Consider the following 16,169-nt stretch of genomic DNA (forward strand, 5'->3'; position numbering starts at 1 on the left):
CATGACCAACGCAAACCGACACTCCCTGTGGACCACCATGAAGCTGCGCCGCAAGTTCTCGACGGTATCGGTCGCCTTCACCCTGGTCCTGGCCGGACTGATCGTCTTCAACGTCATGGTGCTGCGCAACCAGTCGCAGTATTCCCAGATCACCGACATGGCCGGGCGCCAGCGCATGCTGTCGCAGAAATTCGGCAAGGAGGTGCTGCTGGTGGCCGGTGGCGTGGCGGTGGACCATCTGGCGACCTTGCGGGTGATGCGGGATTCCCTGGCGGCCTTGATGGAAGGCGGCGAGATCATCGTCAATCTGGATACCGGCGCCAAGGTGGACCTGCCGCCAGCACCCAATGCCGAGATCCGCGCCAAACTGGCGGAACAGGCCGTGGCGTTGCGACTGTATGAGCAGGCGGCGACCGCATTTCTCGCCAGCACCAGCGGTGATGGCCGCCGGGCCGACAAGATGAAGGACCTGCTGGCCGCCCAAAGCCAGGTCAGCGACGCCGCCGAAGGCGCGGTGAAGATGCTCAGCTACCACGCCTGGTCGTCGATCCAGTCCATGATCTGGCTGCAGGTGGCGATCGGCGCGATTATCGGTTTTCTGGCCATGGTCATCAGCCGCCTGATCGGCCGCCAGATCGCCGAGCCGCTGGAGGCCTGCTCCGAGGCGGCGCGCAAGGTGGCCGAGGGCGACCTGCGGATCGAGGCCCTGGATGTGCATTCGTCCGACGAGATCGGCCTGTTGCAATCCTCGTTCAATGAAATGGTGGCCAGCCAGCGCGATGTGGCGTCCCAGGCCCGCTCGGCCTGCGATTCGCTGATCGCCGCCGCCGCCGCCATCCTGTCCTCGGCCCAGGAACAGGCGGCGGGCACCAAGCAGCAGGCGGCGGCGGTGCAGGAGATCACCACCACCGTCGAGGAAATCAGCCTGTCGGGCAAGCAGGTGGCGGAGCGGTCGCGTCAGGTGGCGGGCACCGCCGAGGCGGTGGCCAGTTCCGGCACCACCGGCCTGCAGGCGGTGCGCGACGCCTCGGTGGGCATGGAGGCCATCCGCGAGCAGACCGAGACGGTGGCCGAGAACATCATCACCCTGTCCGAGCGCACCCAGGCGGTGGGCGAGATCATCGCCACCGTCAACGAGATCGCCGAGCAGTCCAATCTGGTGGCCCTGAATGCCGCCATCGAGGCCGCCGATGCCCGCGAACAGGGCCGTCGCTTCTCGGTGGTGGCGGGCGAGATCAAGAATCTGGCAGATCAGGCCAAGGAGGCCACGGCCCAGGTGCGCGGCATCCTGGAACAGACCCAGAAGGGCATCAACACCTCGGTGATGCTGACCGAGGAGGCGCTGAAAAGGGTCGAGGCGGGGCGCGAGCGTACCACCCAGTCGGAACATGTCATCCGCCAGATGTCCGACAACATCCAGGAAAGCGTCCACGCCTTCCAGCAGATCGTCGGCGCCACCAACCAGCAGCAGATCGGCCTGGAACAGGTGACCCAGGCCCTGCATGAAATCCGCCAGGCCAGCCAGCAGACGGCGCTGACCACCGCCCAGCTTGAGAAGGCCTCGCTCGATCTCAGCCATCTCGGCCAGAACCTGGCCCGGACCTTGGAGAAATACCGGCTGTGAAGGGCATCCGCGAAAGGCTTCTCGAAGCCTTTCACATCGAGTACCGCGAACACCTGGAAGCCATCCGTGGGCTGCTGGACGAACTTGCCCGGCGCACGGAAGGCAGTGGTATCGCGCAACTGGATGAGACCTTCCGTCGCGCCCATTCGCTGAAGGGCGCCGCCCGCGCCGTCGACCTGCCGCCCATCGAGCAACTGGCCCATCGGCTGGAAACCCTGTTCGCCCGTATCCGCAGCGGCGACATCAAGCTGGACCCCGCCTTGGCCGCCCTGATCGGGCGGGTGCTGGACGCGGTGGAGGATTGGGTCTCGGCCAACAGCGCGGGCGAAACCCTGCCGGACATGGACGCCGCCATGGCCGAACTGGACCATGTGCTGGCCGGTCGCCCACTCCAGCCTTCACCATCATCACCATCGCCACCACCACCGCCACCGCCACCGCCACCGCCCGTTCCCGCCGCCCTCGCCGCCGCCGTGCCCTCGCCGCCGCCAGAGCCCCAGCCTGCCGCTGCCGAGGATACGGAACGGGTGACGGCGCCGCTTCGCGCCGAGGAGACGGTGCGGGTGCGGGCCCAGCATCTCGACCGGCTGCTGCGCACCACCAACGAGCTGGTCACCGAAACCATGATCCAGCGCCAGCTCACCGGCATGCTGCTGGATATCGACCGCAGCCTGGGCGATTTCGACAAGCAATGGCGCCGGGTGCGCAAGGTGGCTTCCGCCCTGGTGCGCCAGGCGGTGGATCACGAACGTTCCAGCCAGTTGGACAGGCAGTTCGAGTCCCTGGAGCAGTCCCTGCGCGCCCTGGTGGCGGAGACGCGGCACGGGCGGCGACTGCAGCAGCGTACCGGCTGGACCTTGCGCCAGTTGGGCGGCGAGTTGCAGCAGGAAGTCCGTCAGGTCCGCATGGTTCCCGCCGACAGCATTTTCGGTGGCTTCCGCAAGATGGTGCGAGACATTGCCCGCGATGCCGGCAAGCAGGTGGAGGTCCAGGTGGCAGGCCTGGATGTGGAGGCCGACCGCATGGTGCTTCAGGGGCTGAAGGACCCGGTGATGCACCTGCTGCGCAACGCGCTCTCCCACGGCGTCGAGCCGCCCGAGGAACGGGTGGCGGCGGGCAAGCCGCCCGTGGCCACCATTTCGCTGCGCTTCGACGTGTCCGACGGGCGGCTGGCGGTGCTGGTGGAGGATGACGGCCATGGAGTCGATTACCAGGCCATCCGCGCCAAGGCGGTGGAACGCGGCGCCTTGTCCGAGGACGAGGCGGCCGGACTGGAGCGCGAGGCGCTGCTGGATCTGATCTTCGATCCCGGTTTTTCCACCGCCCGGCAGGTGGACGATCTGGCCGGGCGCGGCATGGGCCTTTCGGTGGTGCGCGAGGCTGCCGCCATGATGAACGGCACCGTCGAGGTGCGCCGCCGCCAACCGGCCGGAACCTGCTTCCGCCTGTCGGTGCCGCTGTCGGTGTCGACCCAGCGGCTGTTCCTGGTGGAATGCCAGGGCCATGTCTATGCCCTGCCCACCGAGGGCGTCGACCGCCTGTACCGGGTCAAGGCCGAGGATGTGGGGACGGTGGAAGGCAAGTCGGTGGTCTATCTCGGCGGCCGCCAGTTGCCGCTGCTGTCCTTGGCCCATCTGCTGGCCCTGGGCGAAAGCTCGGTCAAGGTGACCCGCAACGTGGTGCCGTTGGTGGTGTTGCAGAATGGCGACCGCCGGGTCGCCATCGCGGTGGATTCCTTCCTGTCCATCCGCGAGGGGCTGGTGAAGGATATCGGGGTTCCCGGCGTGCGCGGCACCATGGTGGCGGGCGGCATGCTGATGGAGGACGGCCGCATCGCCCTGGTGCTCAATCCGTTTGAAATTGTCGAGACCTTCCGCAAATCCGGCAGCATCCGGGTCCTGACCACGGTGGAGAAGCCGGTGGAACGCCGGGTGCCGGTGATCCTGGTGGTGGACGACTCCTTGACCACCCGTACCCTGGAAAAGAGCATCCTGGAGGCCCACGGCTATCAGGTGCGTCTGGCCTTCGACGGGCTGGAGGCGCTGGGCCGTCTGCGCGCCGAGCAAATTGACCTGATCATTTCCGATATCCAGATGCCACGCCTGGATGGCTTCGGTTTGCTGCAGGCCATCAAGGCCGATCCGGTCCTGAAATCCATACCGCTGATCCTGGTCAGCTCGCTGGAAGCGCGCGAGGACCGCGAACGCGGTCTGGCCCTGGGAGCCGATGCCTATGTGGTCAAGCGCAAGTTCGACCAGAAGGAACTGCTGGAAACCATAGGACAGTTCCTATGAAACGGAAAATCCGCGTCCTGATCGTCGAGGACTCCCTGGTGGTGCGCGAGTTGCTCAAGCACATCATCGGCTCGGATGCCCGCTTCGAGATTCTGGCGGCGGTGGACAGCGCCGAGAAATGCCTTGAATTGCTCGAGACCACCAGCCCGGACGTGATCTCGCTGGATATCCGCCTTCCCGGCATGAACGGGTTGGACGCCACGCTGCAGATCATGGCCAAGCGGCCGACTCCCATCGTGGTGGTGGCGGCCCAGGTGGATGACGATGAGTTGAACATCGCCATGAACGCGCTGCGCGCCGGGGCGCTGTCGGTGGTGGAAAAGCCGGTGGGCGTCACCAATGTGGCCTTCGAAGCCATGGCGGGAAAGCTGTGCACCCAGTTGGCCATCATGAGCCAGGTCAAGGTGGTGCGCCAAGGTATCGATCGCGGCTTGCGCTTCGGCAGCGTGGAAGTGCCGCAGGCCCCCAACTTCCGCCCCGGCAGCTATTCCATGGTCGGACTGTGCGCCTCAACCGGTGGGCCGCAGGCCCTGGTCCAGGTGCTGTGCGGGCTGGGGGATGGCTATCCGCTGCCCATCTTGCTGGTGCAGCACATCACCTCGAGCTTCCTCGAGGGATTCGTGTCCTGGCTGTCGGGAGCGACGCCGTTCCAGGTCCATATCGGCCAGGAAGATGAATTGCCGCTGCCGGGCCATATCTATGTCGCCCCGGTGGACCGCCATCTGGCGCTGATCCATGGGCGCCTCGCCATCCAGGACGGACCGGCCGTCAGCGGCCAGAAGCCATCGGGCACCGTGCTGTTCCGTTCGCTGGCCCGCGAACTTGGGCGCCAGGGGATCGGCGTGGTGCTGACCGGCATGGGTAATGACGGAGCGGACGGGCTGGCCGAAATGCGTCAGGCCGGGGGCTATACCGTGGGCGAGGATGCCTCGACCTGTGTGGTGTTCGGCATGCCCTCGGCCGCCTTCAAGCTGGGTGCGGTGCGTGAGATGCTGCCGCTTCCCGCCATCGCCCCCCGGCTGCGCGATCTTGCCAATGTCGGAGGAGGGGTGTGACCGATCAACGGTTGATCATGATCGTGGAGGATTCGGTCACCCAGGCCATCCGCCTCCAGTTCGCCCTGGAACAGGAAGGGTTCCAGTCGGTGATCGCCGCCTCGGGCGAGGAGGCGCTGGAGCTGATCAATACCCGGCTTCCCAGTCTGATCATCGTCGATTACCACCTGCCGGGTATCCAGGGCGACGAGTTGTGCCGCCAGATCCATATGGATATCACCACCCGGGGGATTCCGCTGCTTATGCTGACCTCCGATGACACCTCGGCGGTCGAACTGCATGGCCTGGAGAGTGGCGCCGATGATTTCGTCGCCAAGTCCGAGGACCCGGAAATCCTGCTGCTGCGCGTCCACAACCTGTTGCGCAAGTCACGTCACCAGGCGGTGGGTGTCGAGGTCGGGCGCTCCTTGTTCCGGCGGTCGCGGGTCCTGGTGATCGACGACAGCAACACCTATCGCCAGAGCCTGGCCCAGGAACTGACCGACGAAGGCTGCGACGTGGTGATCGCGCCGTCCGGCCCCGAAGGCTTGGTCGAACTCGGGCGCGGCGACTATGACTGCGTCATGGTCGACATGGTGATGCCCGGCATGGACGGTATCGCCGTGTGCAAGGAGCTGGCGGCGCGGCGCAGCGACGACGCGGCGCCGCTGGTGGTGCTCATGCTCTCGGCATACGAGACCAAGGAGAATGTTGCCCGCGCCCTCGAGGCCGGTGCCGACGACTTTGTCGGCAAATCCACCGGGATGAGCGTGTTGCGCGCCCGCCTGCGGGCCTTGTTGCGGCGCAAATTCCTGCTGGAGCAGAACCAGCGGATATTGGATGTAATCCGCCTGCGCGAGATGGAAACCCTGCGCGCCAAGGCGGAGAAGGAGGCGGCCGAGGCCCGCGCCGCCCTTGCCGAGGGATTGGCCAAGGCCAATCGGGAGCTGGAAGAGGCCAATGCCAGGCTGCGCGAGACCCAGGTCCATCTGATCCAGTCGGAGAAGATGGCGTCGCTGGGTCAGTTGGTGGCCGGTATCGCCCATGAGATCAACAACCCGCTGTCTTTCGCCCTGTCCAATGTCTTCTCCATCGAGGGCTGGCTGACCTCGGTCCTGGGGGACAGTGGCGCCCTGTCCGCGGAGCATGCCGCCCTGCTGGAGAAGTCGCGCAGGCGTATCCTCGATACCGGCCAGGGGCTGGAACGGGTGCGGGAACTGGTGGTCAAGCTGCGGACCTTCTCCCGCCTGGACCAGGGCGAGTTCAAATCCATCGACGTGCGCGATGCCCTGGAATCGGTCCTGCTGTTCCTGCGGCACAAGACCACCGACCGCATCGCGATCGAACGTCATTACCAACGCGACAACATGCTGGCCTGCTATGCCGGGCAGCTCAATCAGGTCCTGATGAACGTGGTGGCCAACGCGGTGGACGCCATTGCCGATAAGGGGACCATCACCATCACCACCGGCCGTGACGGCGGCATGTTCATGATTACCGTTGCCGATACCGGTTGCGGTATCCAGCCCGAACACCTCGAGCGCATCTTCGATCCGTTTTTCACCACCAAGCCGGTGGGGCAGGGAACGGGGCTTGGTCTTTCCATTTCCTACGGTATCATCACTCATCATCGGGGGCGGATCGAGGTGTCCAGTACGCCGGGTGCCGGGACCAGCGTTCGCATCCTGGTTCCGCTCGACCTCAGGGGGGGATCGGAGACATGACCAGCGCCGTGGGGGCGTCGGTGGGAGATCGCAGGCTGGGGGTTCTGGTCGTTGACGACGAGCCTCAGATCCTGACCGCCATCAGCGATCTGCTGGATCCGGAATTCCGGGTCTGGACCGCCTCCGATGGGGCCGCGGCCCTGGAAATCCTGGAACGCGCCGATGTGGCGGTGATCTTGTCGGACCAGCGCATGCCCGGCATGACCGGAGCCGAGTTCCTGGGTCGTGCCCGCTCGCTCTCCGAGGCCACAAGGGTGCTGGTCACCGGCTATTCCGACCTGGACGCCCTGGTGACGGCGGTCAATCTCGGCCAGATTCACGCCTATCTGTCCAAGCCGTGGAACCCCCTGGAGCTGAAGGTGGTGGTCCGCGCCGCCGCCGACCGCTGGCGGCTGGGACGCAGCCTGGATCAGGAACGCAATCTGTTGCGCTCGCTGATGGGCAATATTCCCGACGCCATTTCCTTCAAGGACCGCACCCTGACCTTCACCCGGCTCAACCGGGCGGCGGCGGCCATGCTGGGGGCGGCCGATCCCCAGGATATCGTCGGCATGCGACTGGGCGAGCTGCTTCCGCCTGATCGGGCGTCACGGGTCGAGGCGGAGGAGCGCGGCGTGATCGAGACCGGGCTTCCGGTCACGGACCAGTTGGAGGAGGTGGCGGATTCCCAAGGGGAAAGCCGCTGGTTCTCGGTCACCAAGGCGCCCATCTGGCAAGACGGCATCGTCACCGGTCTGGTGGCGGTGGCGCGTGACGTCACCCTTCGCAAGGAAGCGGAAGACTATCTGCGCCACGCCCGCGACCGGCTGCAGGAGGCGGTGGACGAGCGCACCTTGTGGCTGCAGCAGGAAGTCCGTCGCCGCGCCGATGCCGAGGCCCAGGCCCAGGCGGCGCGCGAGGCGGCCGAGACCGCCAACCGGGCCAAGACCATCTTCCTCGCCAATATGAGCCACGAGCTGCGCACGCCGCTCAACGCCATCCTCGGCTTCTCGGAGCTGGCCGCCAGCATCATGGACCCGCCCGCCCAGGAACGGTATGGCGGTTTCTTGGACAATATCACCGAATCGGCCCAGCATCTGCTGCGGGTGATCAGCGACATCCTGGATGTGTCCCGGGTCGAGGTCGGCAAGGTGGTGCTGCGGGAAAGCGACGTTGATCTGGCCGATGCGGTGCGTTCGGTTCGCCGCCTGATCGAGCATGTGGTTCTGGGCAAGCGTCAGACCCTCGACAGCGATGTTCCCGATGGCCTGCCCCGCTTGCGCGGCGATGCCCGGCTGATCAAGCAGATATTGCTCAATCTGGTCTCCAATGCCGCCAAGTTCACTCCCGAAAACGGCCATATCCGCGTTGCGGCCAGCTTGCGCGATGGCGGAGTCGTGGTGGTGGTGGAGGATGACGGCGTCGGTATCGCCCCCGAGGATCTCAGTATGGTGCTGCAGCCTTTCGGGCAGGCGGAAAACACCATCAGTCCCAAGCATGAAGGAACAGGTCTGGGACTGCCGCTGGCCAAGGGCTTCGCCGAACTGCACGGCGGCAGCTTGGCGCTGGACAGCGAGCCGGGGCGGGGAACCCGGGTGACGGTGATCTTCCCCGCCACCCGGACGGTCATATAGGTCCCCTCAATCGGCGGGCGGGGGGCTCCGCCCCCCCCCCTTGCCTCTCGCGCCATGCGGCGCGCCGGACCTCGCCCGCAACTCCTCGCCGATGACGCATCGGCTCGTCGGAGTCCCCGCACTTCTCAGGCCGAGCGCTTGGCCGCCGCGTTGGAGGCGTGCACCGACATGGCCAATCCATCGTCGTGGACGCTGATGGCGTCCTCGGGATAGGCCCCGATCTGGTGAATGGACAGGTCGGCCCCGGCGAATTCCTCCTCGTCGGACAGGCGGATGCCGAAGGCCGCCTTCAGCCCGCCATAGACCGCCAGTCCGCCCACCAAGCCGAAGGCGGCGCCGCCCAGGGTGCCGGTGATCTGGGCGCCCAGGCTGACACCGCCCAGTCCGCCCAGGGACTCTTGCCCGAACACGCCGCAGGCAATGCCGCCCATCAGGCCGCACATGCCGTGCAACGCCCAGACACCCAGCACGTCGTCGATCTTCCAGCGGATCTGGCACTGGTTGAACAGCCAGACGAACATGCCGCCCGCCACGGCCCCGGTGGCCAGGGCGCCGATGGGATGCATGACGTCGGAGCCGGCGCAGACCGCCACCAGACCGGCCAGGGCGCCGTTATGGACGAAGCCGGGATCGTTGCGTCCCACCAGCAGGCTGGTGACGATGCCGCCGACCATGGCCATCAGCGAGTTGATGGCCACCAGGCCGGAAATATCGGCCACCACCTGGGCGCTCATGACGTTGAAGCCGAACCAGCCCACCGACAAGATCCAGGCTCCCAGGGCCAGGAACGGAATATTGGACGGCGGTATGGCGACCAGTCGGCCGTCGCGGCGATAGCGCCCCAGACGGGCGCCCAGCATCAGCACCGCCGCCAGACCGATCCAGCCGCCCACCGCGTGAACCACCACCGATCCGGCGAAGTCGTGGAAGCCGACGCCGAACAGTCCCTTCATCATGTCCTGGAAGCCGAACTTGCTGCCCCAGACCATGCCTTCGAAGGTGGGATAGACCAGGCCCACCAGGATGGCGGTGGCCATCAACTGGGTGCCGAATTTGGCCCGTTCGGCGATGCCGCCCGACACGATGGCGGGAATGGCGGCGGCGAAGGTGGCCAGGAAGAAGAACTTGACCAGGTCATAGCCCTGGACGGCAAAGCCGGTGCCGCTCTTGCCCACCAGGACGTCGGCCCCTACCAGGAAGCTGGTTCCGTAGGCGACCGAGTAGCCGATGAAGAAATAGGCAATGGTCGAGACCGCGAAATCCGACAGGATCTTCACCAGCGCGTTGACCTGATTCTTCTTGCGAACCGTGCCCACCTCCAGGAAGGCGAAGCCTGAATGCATGGCCAGAACCATGATCGCCCCCAGCAGGATGAAGAGTACATCCGCGCCCGTCCTAACCGTCTCCATATCCATCCTCGATCGTTGCCTGACCCGCCCGTGAAAGGGTGGGGCGCCGGGTTCAATTTGCATGCCACCAAGGCGTATTCATAAGACTGGCATCAAATCAGATGGTTGGCAGGACTTCTGGATTTGTTTTCAACTGACATGCCCAAGATGTCATCTTGGGGGGTGAGTGTTCTGCTCAAACAACAAGCAATCATCATCTGCGCACTGATTGACGCAAATATTTTGATTATTCTGAGGGCAGAAATGTGGCGAGCCTAAAAATTAGGCGCAGTGCTTTCATGAAAAGACAGCGCCGAGGACCGCAAGCCTGCTGGCTTACGGTCCTGGGCGGTGACAAATCCTGAAGAAGGAAATGGCGCGAGTGACGGGGCTCGAACCCGCGACCTCCGGCGTGACAGGCCGGCGCTCTGACCAACTGAGCTACACCCGCGCGAGGGCCGTGGATATAGCAGGCCCATCCCACCTGTGCAAGCGTGATTCGTGATGATTTCGGGGTGGCGCTTGCACTATTTTGTGGGCGAGCAATGGCGGGAGGCGAAAGTGCCTGAAATCATCAATCTCAATCGCTATCGGAAGGCGCGGGCCAAGGCCGAGGCGCAGGAGCGGGCGGCCGACAATCGCGTCGCCTTCGGCCGCACCAAGGTGGAAAAGACCGAGGCTCGCAAGGCAAGGGAGAAGCTGGACCAGGCCCTGGATGGCAAGAAGCTAGAAGATTAAATTCGTTCAAAGGTATGCAAGTGTGCCTCCTCCGTATGCTGGCCGTTATCGACTTTTTCGTGGCAAAGAATTGATGTAGAATTGTTGCTTGATTAATATATTTGTATATTCAAGAAGAATGCGGTCAACCGCATCTTTGTCCGGGGAGGAAAGGATGGGTGCGTCGAAAAGGGGAGGGGATTGCATTCCACCTCCCGATTTGCTGCCTGTTCTGTTCGAGCGACTGAATGATGTCTTCTTCCGGTCCTCCGCCGATGGCCGGTTGGATTGGCTGTCGCCCAATGTCTCCAAACTGCTGGGCTACACTGCCGATGAACTTATCGGCACCTCGGCGCACCGGCTCTATGTGCGTCCCGATGATCGCGTCGCCCTGCTGAAGGCGGCGCTGGAGGCCAAGGGCGCGGCGGTGGAAATGGAGGTGGAACAGCGGCGCAAGGACGGCGCCACCATCTGGTCCCTGATCTCCGTCTGCGCCGTCACCAAGCCGTCGGGGGAATTCGCCGGTATCCAGGGCATGGTGCGCGATATCACCGATCTGTGGCTGACGCGCAAGACCCTGGAGGACAGCGAGGATCGTTTCCGGCGGCTCTCCGACGTGGCCACCGAGGCCATCTGTATCCATTTCGAAGGCAAGATCATCGACTTCAATCGGGCGTTCGAGACCCTGTTCCGATATTCCCGCGAGGAATTCCTGAGCATGTGGGCCTGGGATGTCATCGACCCCCGCGACATTCCCCGCGCCAAGGAGATGGTCCGGCTGCAATACGAAGACCCTTACGAGGTCCGCGGCCTGCGCAAGGACGGCAGCATCTTCCCCATGGAGATCTACTCCAAGCACAGCAAGATGGGGGAGAAGTCGGTGCGGGTCACCTCCATCCGCGATCTGACCCAACGCAAGCAGGCGGAAGAGACGGTGCGGCTGCTGTCGCAGGCGGTGGAGCAGAGCCCGGTGGGCGTCATGGTGGTCGATGGCGCCGGAATGGTGCAATACGTCAACTCGGCCCATGCCGAGATTTCCCACCATCCGGTGGAGACGGTGGTTGGGCGCCCGCTGGTGCAAATGTTTCCCGCCAAGGCACGCGGCGTGGTCGAGGAGATGTGGCGGACCCTGTCGGGCGGCGGCGACTGGCGCGGTGAGGTTCAGTCCCAGGCCAAGGGCGGCCCGTCCAGCTGGTTGCAGGTCCGCGCCTCGCGGGTGGCGACTCCGGGCGAGGACGCGACCCATTTCCTGATCGTCATGGAGGACGTCACCGTCCGCAAGGAACAGGAGCGTCGGCTGCAGCATCAGGCTTTGTTCGACGGCCTGACCGACCTGCCCAACCGCACCCAGGCCCTGGACCGCTTGTCCCACGACATCGAGACCGCCCGCGACGCCGACCGCAAGGTGGCGTTGCTGTTTGTCGACCTGGATGAGTTCAAGTCCATCAATGATTCCCTGGGCCATGAATATGGGGATGAGCTGCTGGTCCTGGCCTCGGAGCGGCTGCGCCGCGCCGCCGGGTCGGGGGCCATGGTGGCGCGTTTCGGCGGCGATGAATTCCTGGTGATCATGGGCGATATCGAGGGAGCCGCCGCCGCCGAGGTGGTGGCGGCCGCCATTGTCGAGGAATTCTCGTCTCCCTTCGGGATCAGCCGCCGCGACCTGATCGCCACCGCCAGCATCGGGCTGGCCATCTATCCCGATGACGGCCGCACCCCCCAGACCCTTCTGCGCAATGCCGATACCGCCATGTACCAGGCCAAGCTGGGCGGGCGGAACCGGTATTGCTTCTTCACCGCCCGCATGAACGAGGAGGCCGAAAGCCGCCTTCGCATCGAGGGCGAGCTGCGCCGCGCCGTGGGCACCGAGCAGCTGTTCCTGCACTACCAGCCGCTGGTGGAAGTCCGGACCGGCCGGGTACTGGGCATGGAAGCCCTGTTGCGATGGAAGAACCCGGAGCTGGGGGCGATGCCGCCCGACCGCTTCATTCCCCAGGCGGAGACCAGCGGCCTGATCGTTCCCATCGGGCGCATGGTGCTGAATTCCGCCTGCCTGGCGGCACGGCGCTGGGTCGATGCCGGATTCGGCGATGTGCGGGTCTGCGTCAACGTCTCGCCGCGTCAATTCCAGGATGCCGGTTTCCTGGGGGATGTGCGTGCGGCCCTGGGTGCCACCGAATTGCCAGCCGCCAATCTGGAGCTGGAAATCACCGAGGGACTGCTGCTGGCCGAGCGGGGCGAGGTGGATGTCCTGCTGCATGCCCTGGGCGATATGGGGGTGCACCTGTCCATCGACGATTTCGGCACCGGCTATTCGTCGCTCAGCTATCTGGAACGCTATCCCTTCGATACCTTGAAGATCGACCGCTCCTTCATGGTCGGCATGCTGGAACGCCAGGAGCGCAAGGTGCTGGTGGAAACCATTGTCGCCATGGCCTCGGGCCTGGGGCTCAAGGTCATCGCCGAGGGGGTGGAAACCACCGAGCAACTGGCCCATCTCGACGCCATCAACTGCGATATCGCGCAGGGCTATCTGTTCAGCCGCCCGATACCCGAAGCCGAGGTGATGGCCCTGCTGGAGCGCGGCTTCTCCGTCTGATCAATTTTCCTGCCAGGGCAGGGGGCAGGCCCGCCAGCGTTTCCAGGCCTTCTCGGCCTCGGCGGTCAGGGCCGGGCGCCGCGCCTGGTGCCATCCCGCCACCAGTCCGGCGGCCTTGGCCTTGGGGCCGGTCATGTGCTTGCCGCTCAGCTTCGGGCCGGCGACCGCGATGTCGTTCAACTGCCCCAGCACATCCTGCAACTCGGCCAGTTCCGCCAGGAACACCTTCATATGCTTGCGCGGCACCAGCGAGGCGAAAAACTCTCCGGCATAGCGCACCTGCTTGCAGTTGATGCGCACCTGATGCTGTTCCTCGGGGCTGAGGCGGCCGAGGGAATCCCGGGCTTCCGCGATCAGTCGCCGCACCGCCTTGCCCAGGCGCGGCATGGCGAATTCGGCGATGGGAGCGTCCAGCTTGCGTTTGCGCGGGGCATCGGGACGCCCCAGCCAGTCCCCGGTTTCCACCCATTCGCCCAGCCCCAGCACCAGGGCGGCGAAGCGGCGGCTCTGTACCGCCTCCATGGCGGCCGCGACCTTGGCATCGCGATCGCTTTGCCAGTGCTGCCGCAGCGCGACCAGTCCGTCATTGCCTGGATGGCGTTCCAATACCGGTTCGACGATTTCGGCCAGGAAAACTTCGGCATCGCGGGCCGGTCCGAGATGGGCCAGCAGCCAGCGCAGATCGGCCTTGACCTCATCCAGCCGGGGGGAGTCGAGGACCGGGCGGAAGACCTTCACCGCCGAACGCAGGCGGCGCAATGCCACCCGCATCTGGTGGATGGCCTCTCCCTGGCCGGTGGTCAGCAGGCAGTGTTCATTGACCAGCAGATGGTCCAGGCAGGACCGGGCGATGGATTGGAAGGCCTCGGCCACGGTCAGGCCGGGATGCAGCGTCGGGGCTTTCGCCTTTTGCGGCGTGGTCAGGCGCCCCATGGCCAGGCGATAGCCTCGCTCGGACTTGCTGGCGACCAATGGCCGCGCCGGAACCGTCTCCATGATCCGTCGCGCCAGGGAGAACAAACGCTCCGGCTTGCCACGGCGCAATTCCAGCTCGATCTCGCAGATATCGGTGCTCAAGGCTCCGGCGCGGACATGCCCCAGGTCCAGGGCGACCTCGATCTCCCAGTCGGCCTCTTCGCCGCCATCGGACAGATGGAGAACCTCCCGCTCGATGGCGGTGGAAAACACCGGCTCCAGCCGGGCGATCAGGGAGTCATCGTCGAAACTGGGCAGTCTGGTGGATTTGAGATGTTCGGGGTCGAGGGCGAAGCGCTCCAGCGGCGCTTCCCATTCCGAGCGGGTGAACAAGCCGCCCGAGGTGGTGGACCCGGCGGTCTTGACGGTTTGGACATGGCCGGTTTCGGTTACCCTCAGCCTGAGGGCGATCCCGGCCTGGGCCAGGGCCATGTCCGGGGTATCGAAATAGGTGGACTCCAGGTGCCGACACCGGGCCTGACTGCCGGAAGGCAGCCGGAGACAGGAGCGAAGCGCGGAACTGGCCAGATCCTCCGGCCTTATCGCAAGCTTCAGTTCGATTTCCTGGCCGTCCATGAGGCTCCCCTGGGCGAAGCCGAATTATAGCGACAAAGCCGGGCCACGCCAATCTCCGACGGCATTAGTAAAGTGTGAACTTTCTGCGGGGCATGATAACCCGGTATGAAAGTGTCGCCAGTGGTCCGCCGGTCATGTCATTCATGATGGCGGGGGCTTGGCCTGCCCGGTGTCTGCCAGGGGGAAGAGGACGATGAGCTTGGGACGTGTCAGCCGGGTGGTCTTGGCGATGCTCGTCGTGGTCCCGTTCAGCGGCTGCGGTCCGTTGAACGATCCCTTGGGCCCCACCCAGGTCTTGAAGGATTGGGTCAAGATCTTCGGCGATCCCAATTCCGACAAGGCCATGACCCTGATGGCCCAGGGCGACTATCCCAATGCCGAGCGCGCCGCCTTGCTGACGCTTCGCAACAACCCCAAGGATCCTTACGCGCTCTATGTGGCGGGCATGGTCTATCAGGCGACGGGCCGCTATGACCTGTCCCGGCAGTATTACGAGGTGATTCTGGCCAACCGTCCCCAGGTCACCATCACGGTCCTGGCGGATGGAGCGCCGCAGGTCCGCACCCTGGTGGATGTCGCCCAGGCCAATATCGCCGTGATCGACAAGGTTACCGGCCGCTCCGCCCCGCGCACCGCCGCCCGCTCCGGGCGCATGCCCGACCCCACCGGATTCGTCGAGCCGCTGCCGCCCATGACTGCCGGGCGCGGCGCGGGCGTCATGGCCGAGCCCCTGGACGGCCCTGGCGGTACCACGGCCCAGGCGGGGAATGCCGAGGCCAATGTTTCCAATCGCTTCCGTATCCTGCGCCGCCTGCTGGACGAAGGTCTGGTGACGCCCGATGAATACGCCCGGCGCCGCAATACCAATCTCGGCGCCTTGACGCCCTATTCGAGCAAGCTGCCGCCCGCCCAGGGACTGGAGCGGCCCGGCCCCACCGATGCTCAGGTGCTCGATCGGCTGAAGGAGTTGGGCAAGGCCCTGGAAACTCGCGCTATTTCTCCCGCCGAGCACGCCGCCGAGCGTGGCGCCATTCTCGACGCCTTGCTGCCGGCCGAGCCGCGCAAGGTCGACCTGCCGGTGCTGCCGCCCAAGGACGTGATGGAAGCCGCCTCCGCGGTGGGCCGGGTCGAGCGCATGCGGGCCGCCGGTCTGGTCTCGGCCGACGAGGCCAAGAAGGAAAAGGACGCGGTGGAACGGGTGCTCGATACCCAACTGGCCAAGGTGCCGGTCAGCGGCACCGCCACCGGATTGCGGCAGGGATCTCCGCCCTCCAACGGTAATGGCGCCAAGACGGGAGGTAGCACCCCCGGTGCCTCGCTCGCCACGCTGAAGTCGGAAGAGGAAGCGCAAAAGTCCTGGGAAAAGATCAAGGCCAAGTTCCCCGAGGAACTGGGGGGCATGAACGCCAGCATGCGCAAGGTCGATCTGGGCGAAAAGGGAAGCCGCTGGAAGGTGGTGGTCGGGCCACTGAAAAGCCAGGATGAAGCCCGCAAGTTGTGCAAGGTCCTGAAGCTTTATCGTCAGTCCTGCGACCCGACCAGCTATTGACGCAATCCTGCCGGGATATAGTGATATTGGTTCCTCCGGCACTGCGGGCATAAGCTGGTGGGCGAGGGGTGAGCCA

10 protein-coding genes and 1 tRNA gene are annotated in these 16,169 nt (G+C 65.2%); 8 read left to right on the forward strand and 3 right to left on the reverse strand.

Annotated features, from left to right (window positions below; all coding sequences use genetic code 11):
* Position 1: 1 nt before the first annotated feature.
* The 5 genes from A6A04_RS03990 to A6A04_RS04010 are packed head-to-tail and all read left to right on the forward strand — an operon-like array spanning position 2 to position 8,289.
* Positions 2 to 1,624 (forward strand): methyl-accepting chemotaxis protein, encoded by a 1,623-nt coding sequence (locus A6A04_RS03990; protein ID WP_082914672.1) that lies wholly within the window; start codon positions 2 to 4, stop codon positions 1,622 to 1,624.
* Positions 1,621 to 3,918: a hybrid sensor histidine kinase/response regulator gene (locus A6A04_RS03995; protein WP_082914673.1), complete on the forward strand. Its 2,298-nt coding sequence runs from the start codon at positions 1,621 to 1,623 to the stop codon at positions 3,916 to 3,918. Before A6A04_RS03990 ends, A6A04_RS03995 begins: the two co-directional genes overlap by 4 nt.
* Positions 3,915 to 4,973 (forward strand): chemotaxis protein CheB, encoded by a 1,059-nt coding sequence (locus A6A04_RS04000; protein ID WP_068490148.1) that lies wholly within the window; start codon positions 3,915 to 3,917, stop codon positions 4,971 to 4,973. Before A6A04_RS03995 ends, A6A04_RS04000 begins: the two co-directional genes overlap by 4 nt.
* Positions 4,970 to 6,676: a response regulator gene (locus tag A6A04_RS04005; RefSeq protein ID WP_082914674.1), complete on the forward strand. Its 1,707-nt coding sequence runs from the start codon at positions 4,970 to 4,972 to the stop codon at positions 6,674 to 6,676. The genes A6A04_RS04000 and A6A04_RS04005 overlap by 4 nt, the downstream gene beginning before the upstream one ends.
* On the forward strand, positions 6,673 to 8,289 hold the full coding sequence (locus tag A6A04_RS04010) for a hybrid sensor histidine kinase/response regulator (protein ID WP_068490149.1): 1,617 nt from the start codon (positions 6,673 to 6,675) through the stop codon (positions 8,287 to 8,289). Before A6A04_RS04005 ends, A6A04_RS04010 begins: the two co-directional genes overlap by 4 nt.
* Before the next feature lie 125 nt (positions 8,290 to 8,414).
* Here the strand turns inward: A6A04_RS04010 and A6A04_RS04015 are convergent, their stop codons facing one another.
* A complete protein-coding gene (locus A6A04_RS04015) occupies positions 8,415 to 9,698 on the reverse strand; it encodes an ammonium transporter (protein ID WP_068490152.1) in 1,284 nt (427 codons plus the stop codon).
* A 353-nt stretch (positions 9,699 to 10,051) separates the two neighbouring features.
* Positions 10,052 to 10,128, reverse strand: a tRNA-Asp gene (locus tag A6A04_RS04020).
* A 110-nt stretch (positions 10,129 to 10,238) separates the two neighbouring features.
* Here A6A04_RS04020 and A6A04_RS04025 point away from each other — a divergent pair.
* Entirely contained in the window at positions 10,239 to 10,415 is a 177-nt protein-coding gene (locus tag A6A04_RS04025; RefSeq protein WP_082914683.1) for a DUF4169 family protein, read from the forward strand.
* A gap of 154 nt (positions 10,416 to 10,569) precedes the next feature.
* Positions 10,570 to 12,993 carry a sensor domain-containing protein gene (locus tag A6A04_RS04030; protein ID WP_082914675.1) on the forward strand — a complete coding sequence of 808 codons (2,424 nt, stop codon included), beginning with the start codon at positions 10,570 to 10,572 and terminating at the stop codon, positions 12,991 to 12,993.
* Here the strand turns inward: A6A04_RS04030 and A6A04_RS04035 are convergent, their stop codons facing one another.
* Positions 12,994 to 14,544: a CYTH and CHAD domain-containing protein gene (locus A6A04_RS04035; RefSeq protein WP_068490158.1), complete on the reverse strand. Its 1,551-nt coding sequence runs from the start codon at positions 14,542 to 14,544 to the stop codon at positions 12,994 to 12,996.
* Between the two features lie 193 nt (positions 14,545 to 14,737).
* On the opposite strand from A6A04_RS04035, the gene A6A04_RS04040 reads away from it, so the two are divergent.
* Positions 14,738 to 16,093: an SPOR domain-containing protein gene (locus A6A04_RS04040; RefSeq protein ID WP_068490160.1), complete on the forward strand. Its 1,356-nt coding sequence runs from the start codon at positions 14,738 to 14,740 to the stop codon at positions 16,091 to 16,093.
* Positions 16,094 to 16,169 lie beyond the last annotated feature (76 nt).

The organism is Paramagnetospirillum marisnigri (genome assembly GCF_001650715.1).
Taxonomy (GTDB): domain Bacteria; phylum Pseudomonadota; class Alphaproteobacteria; order Rhodospirillales; family Magnetospirillaceae; genus Phaeospirillum; species Phaeospirillum marisnigri.

What these genes read in the sequence shown, in the direction of transcription:
- A6A04_RS04010 (WP_068490149.1), top strand. Translation starts at nt 6,673, where the DNA reads ATGACCAGCGCCGTGGGGGCGTCGGTGGGAGATCGCAGGCTGGGGGTT.
- A6A04_RS04015 (WP_068490152.1), bottom strand. Translation starts at nt 9,698, where the DNA reads ATGGAGACGGTTAGGACGGGCGCGGATGTACTCTTCATCCTGCTGGGG.
- A6A04_RS04035 (WP_068490158.1), bottom strand. Translation starts at nt 14,544, where the DNA reads ATGGACGGCCAGGAAATCGAACTGAAGCTTGCGATAAGGCCGGAGGAT.
- A6A04_RS04030 (WP_082914675.1), top strand. Translation starts at nt 10,570, where the DNA reads ATGGGTGCGTCGAAAAGGGGAGGGGATTGCATTCCACCTCCCGATTTG.
- A6A04_RS04040 (WP_068490160.1), top strand. Translation starts at nt 14,738, where the DNA reads ATGAGCTTGGGACGTGTCAGCCGGGTGGTCTTGGCGATGCTCGTCGTG.
- A6A04_RS04000 (WP_068490148.1), top strand. Translation starts at nt 3,915, where the DNA reads ATGAAACGGAAAATCCGCGTCCTGATCGTCGAGGACTCCCTGGTGGTG.
- A6A04_RS03990 (WP_082914672.1), top strand. Translation starts at nt 2, where the DNA reads ATGACCAACGCAAACCGACACTCCCTGTGGACCACCATGAAGCTGCGC.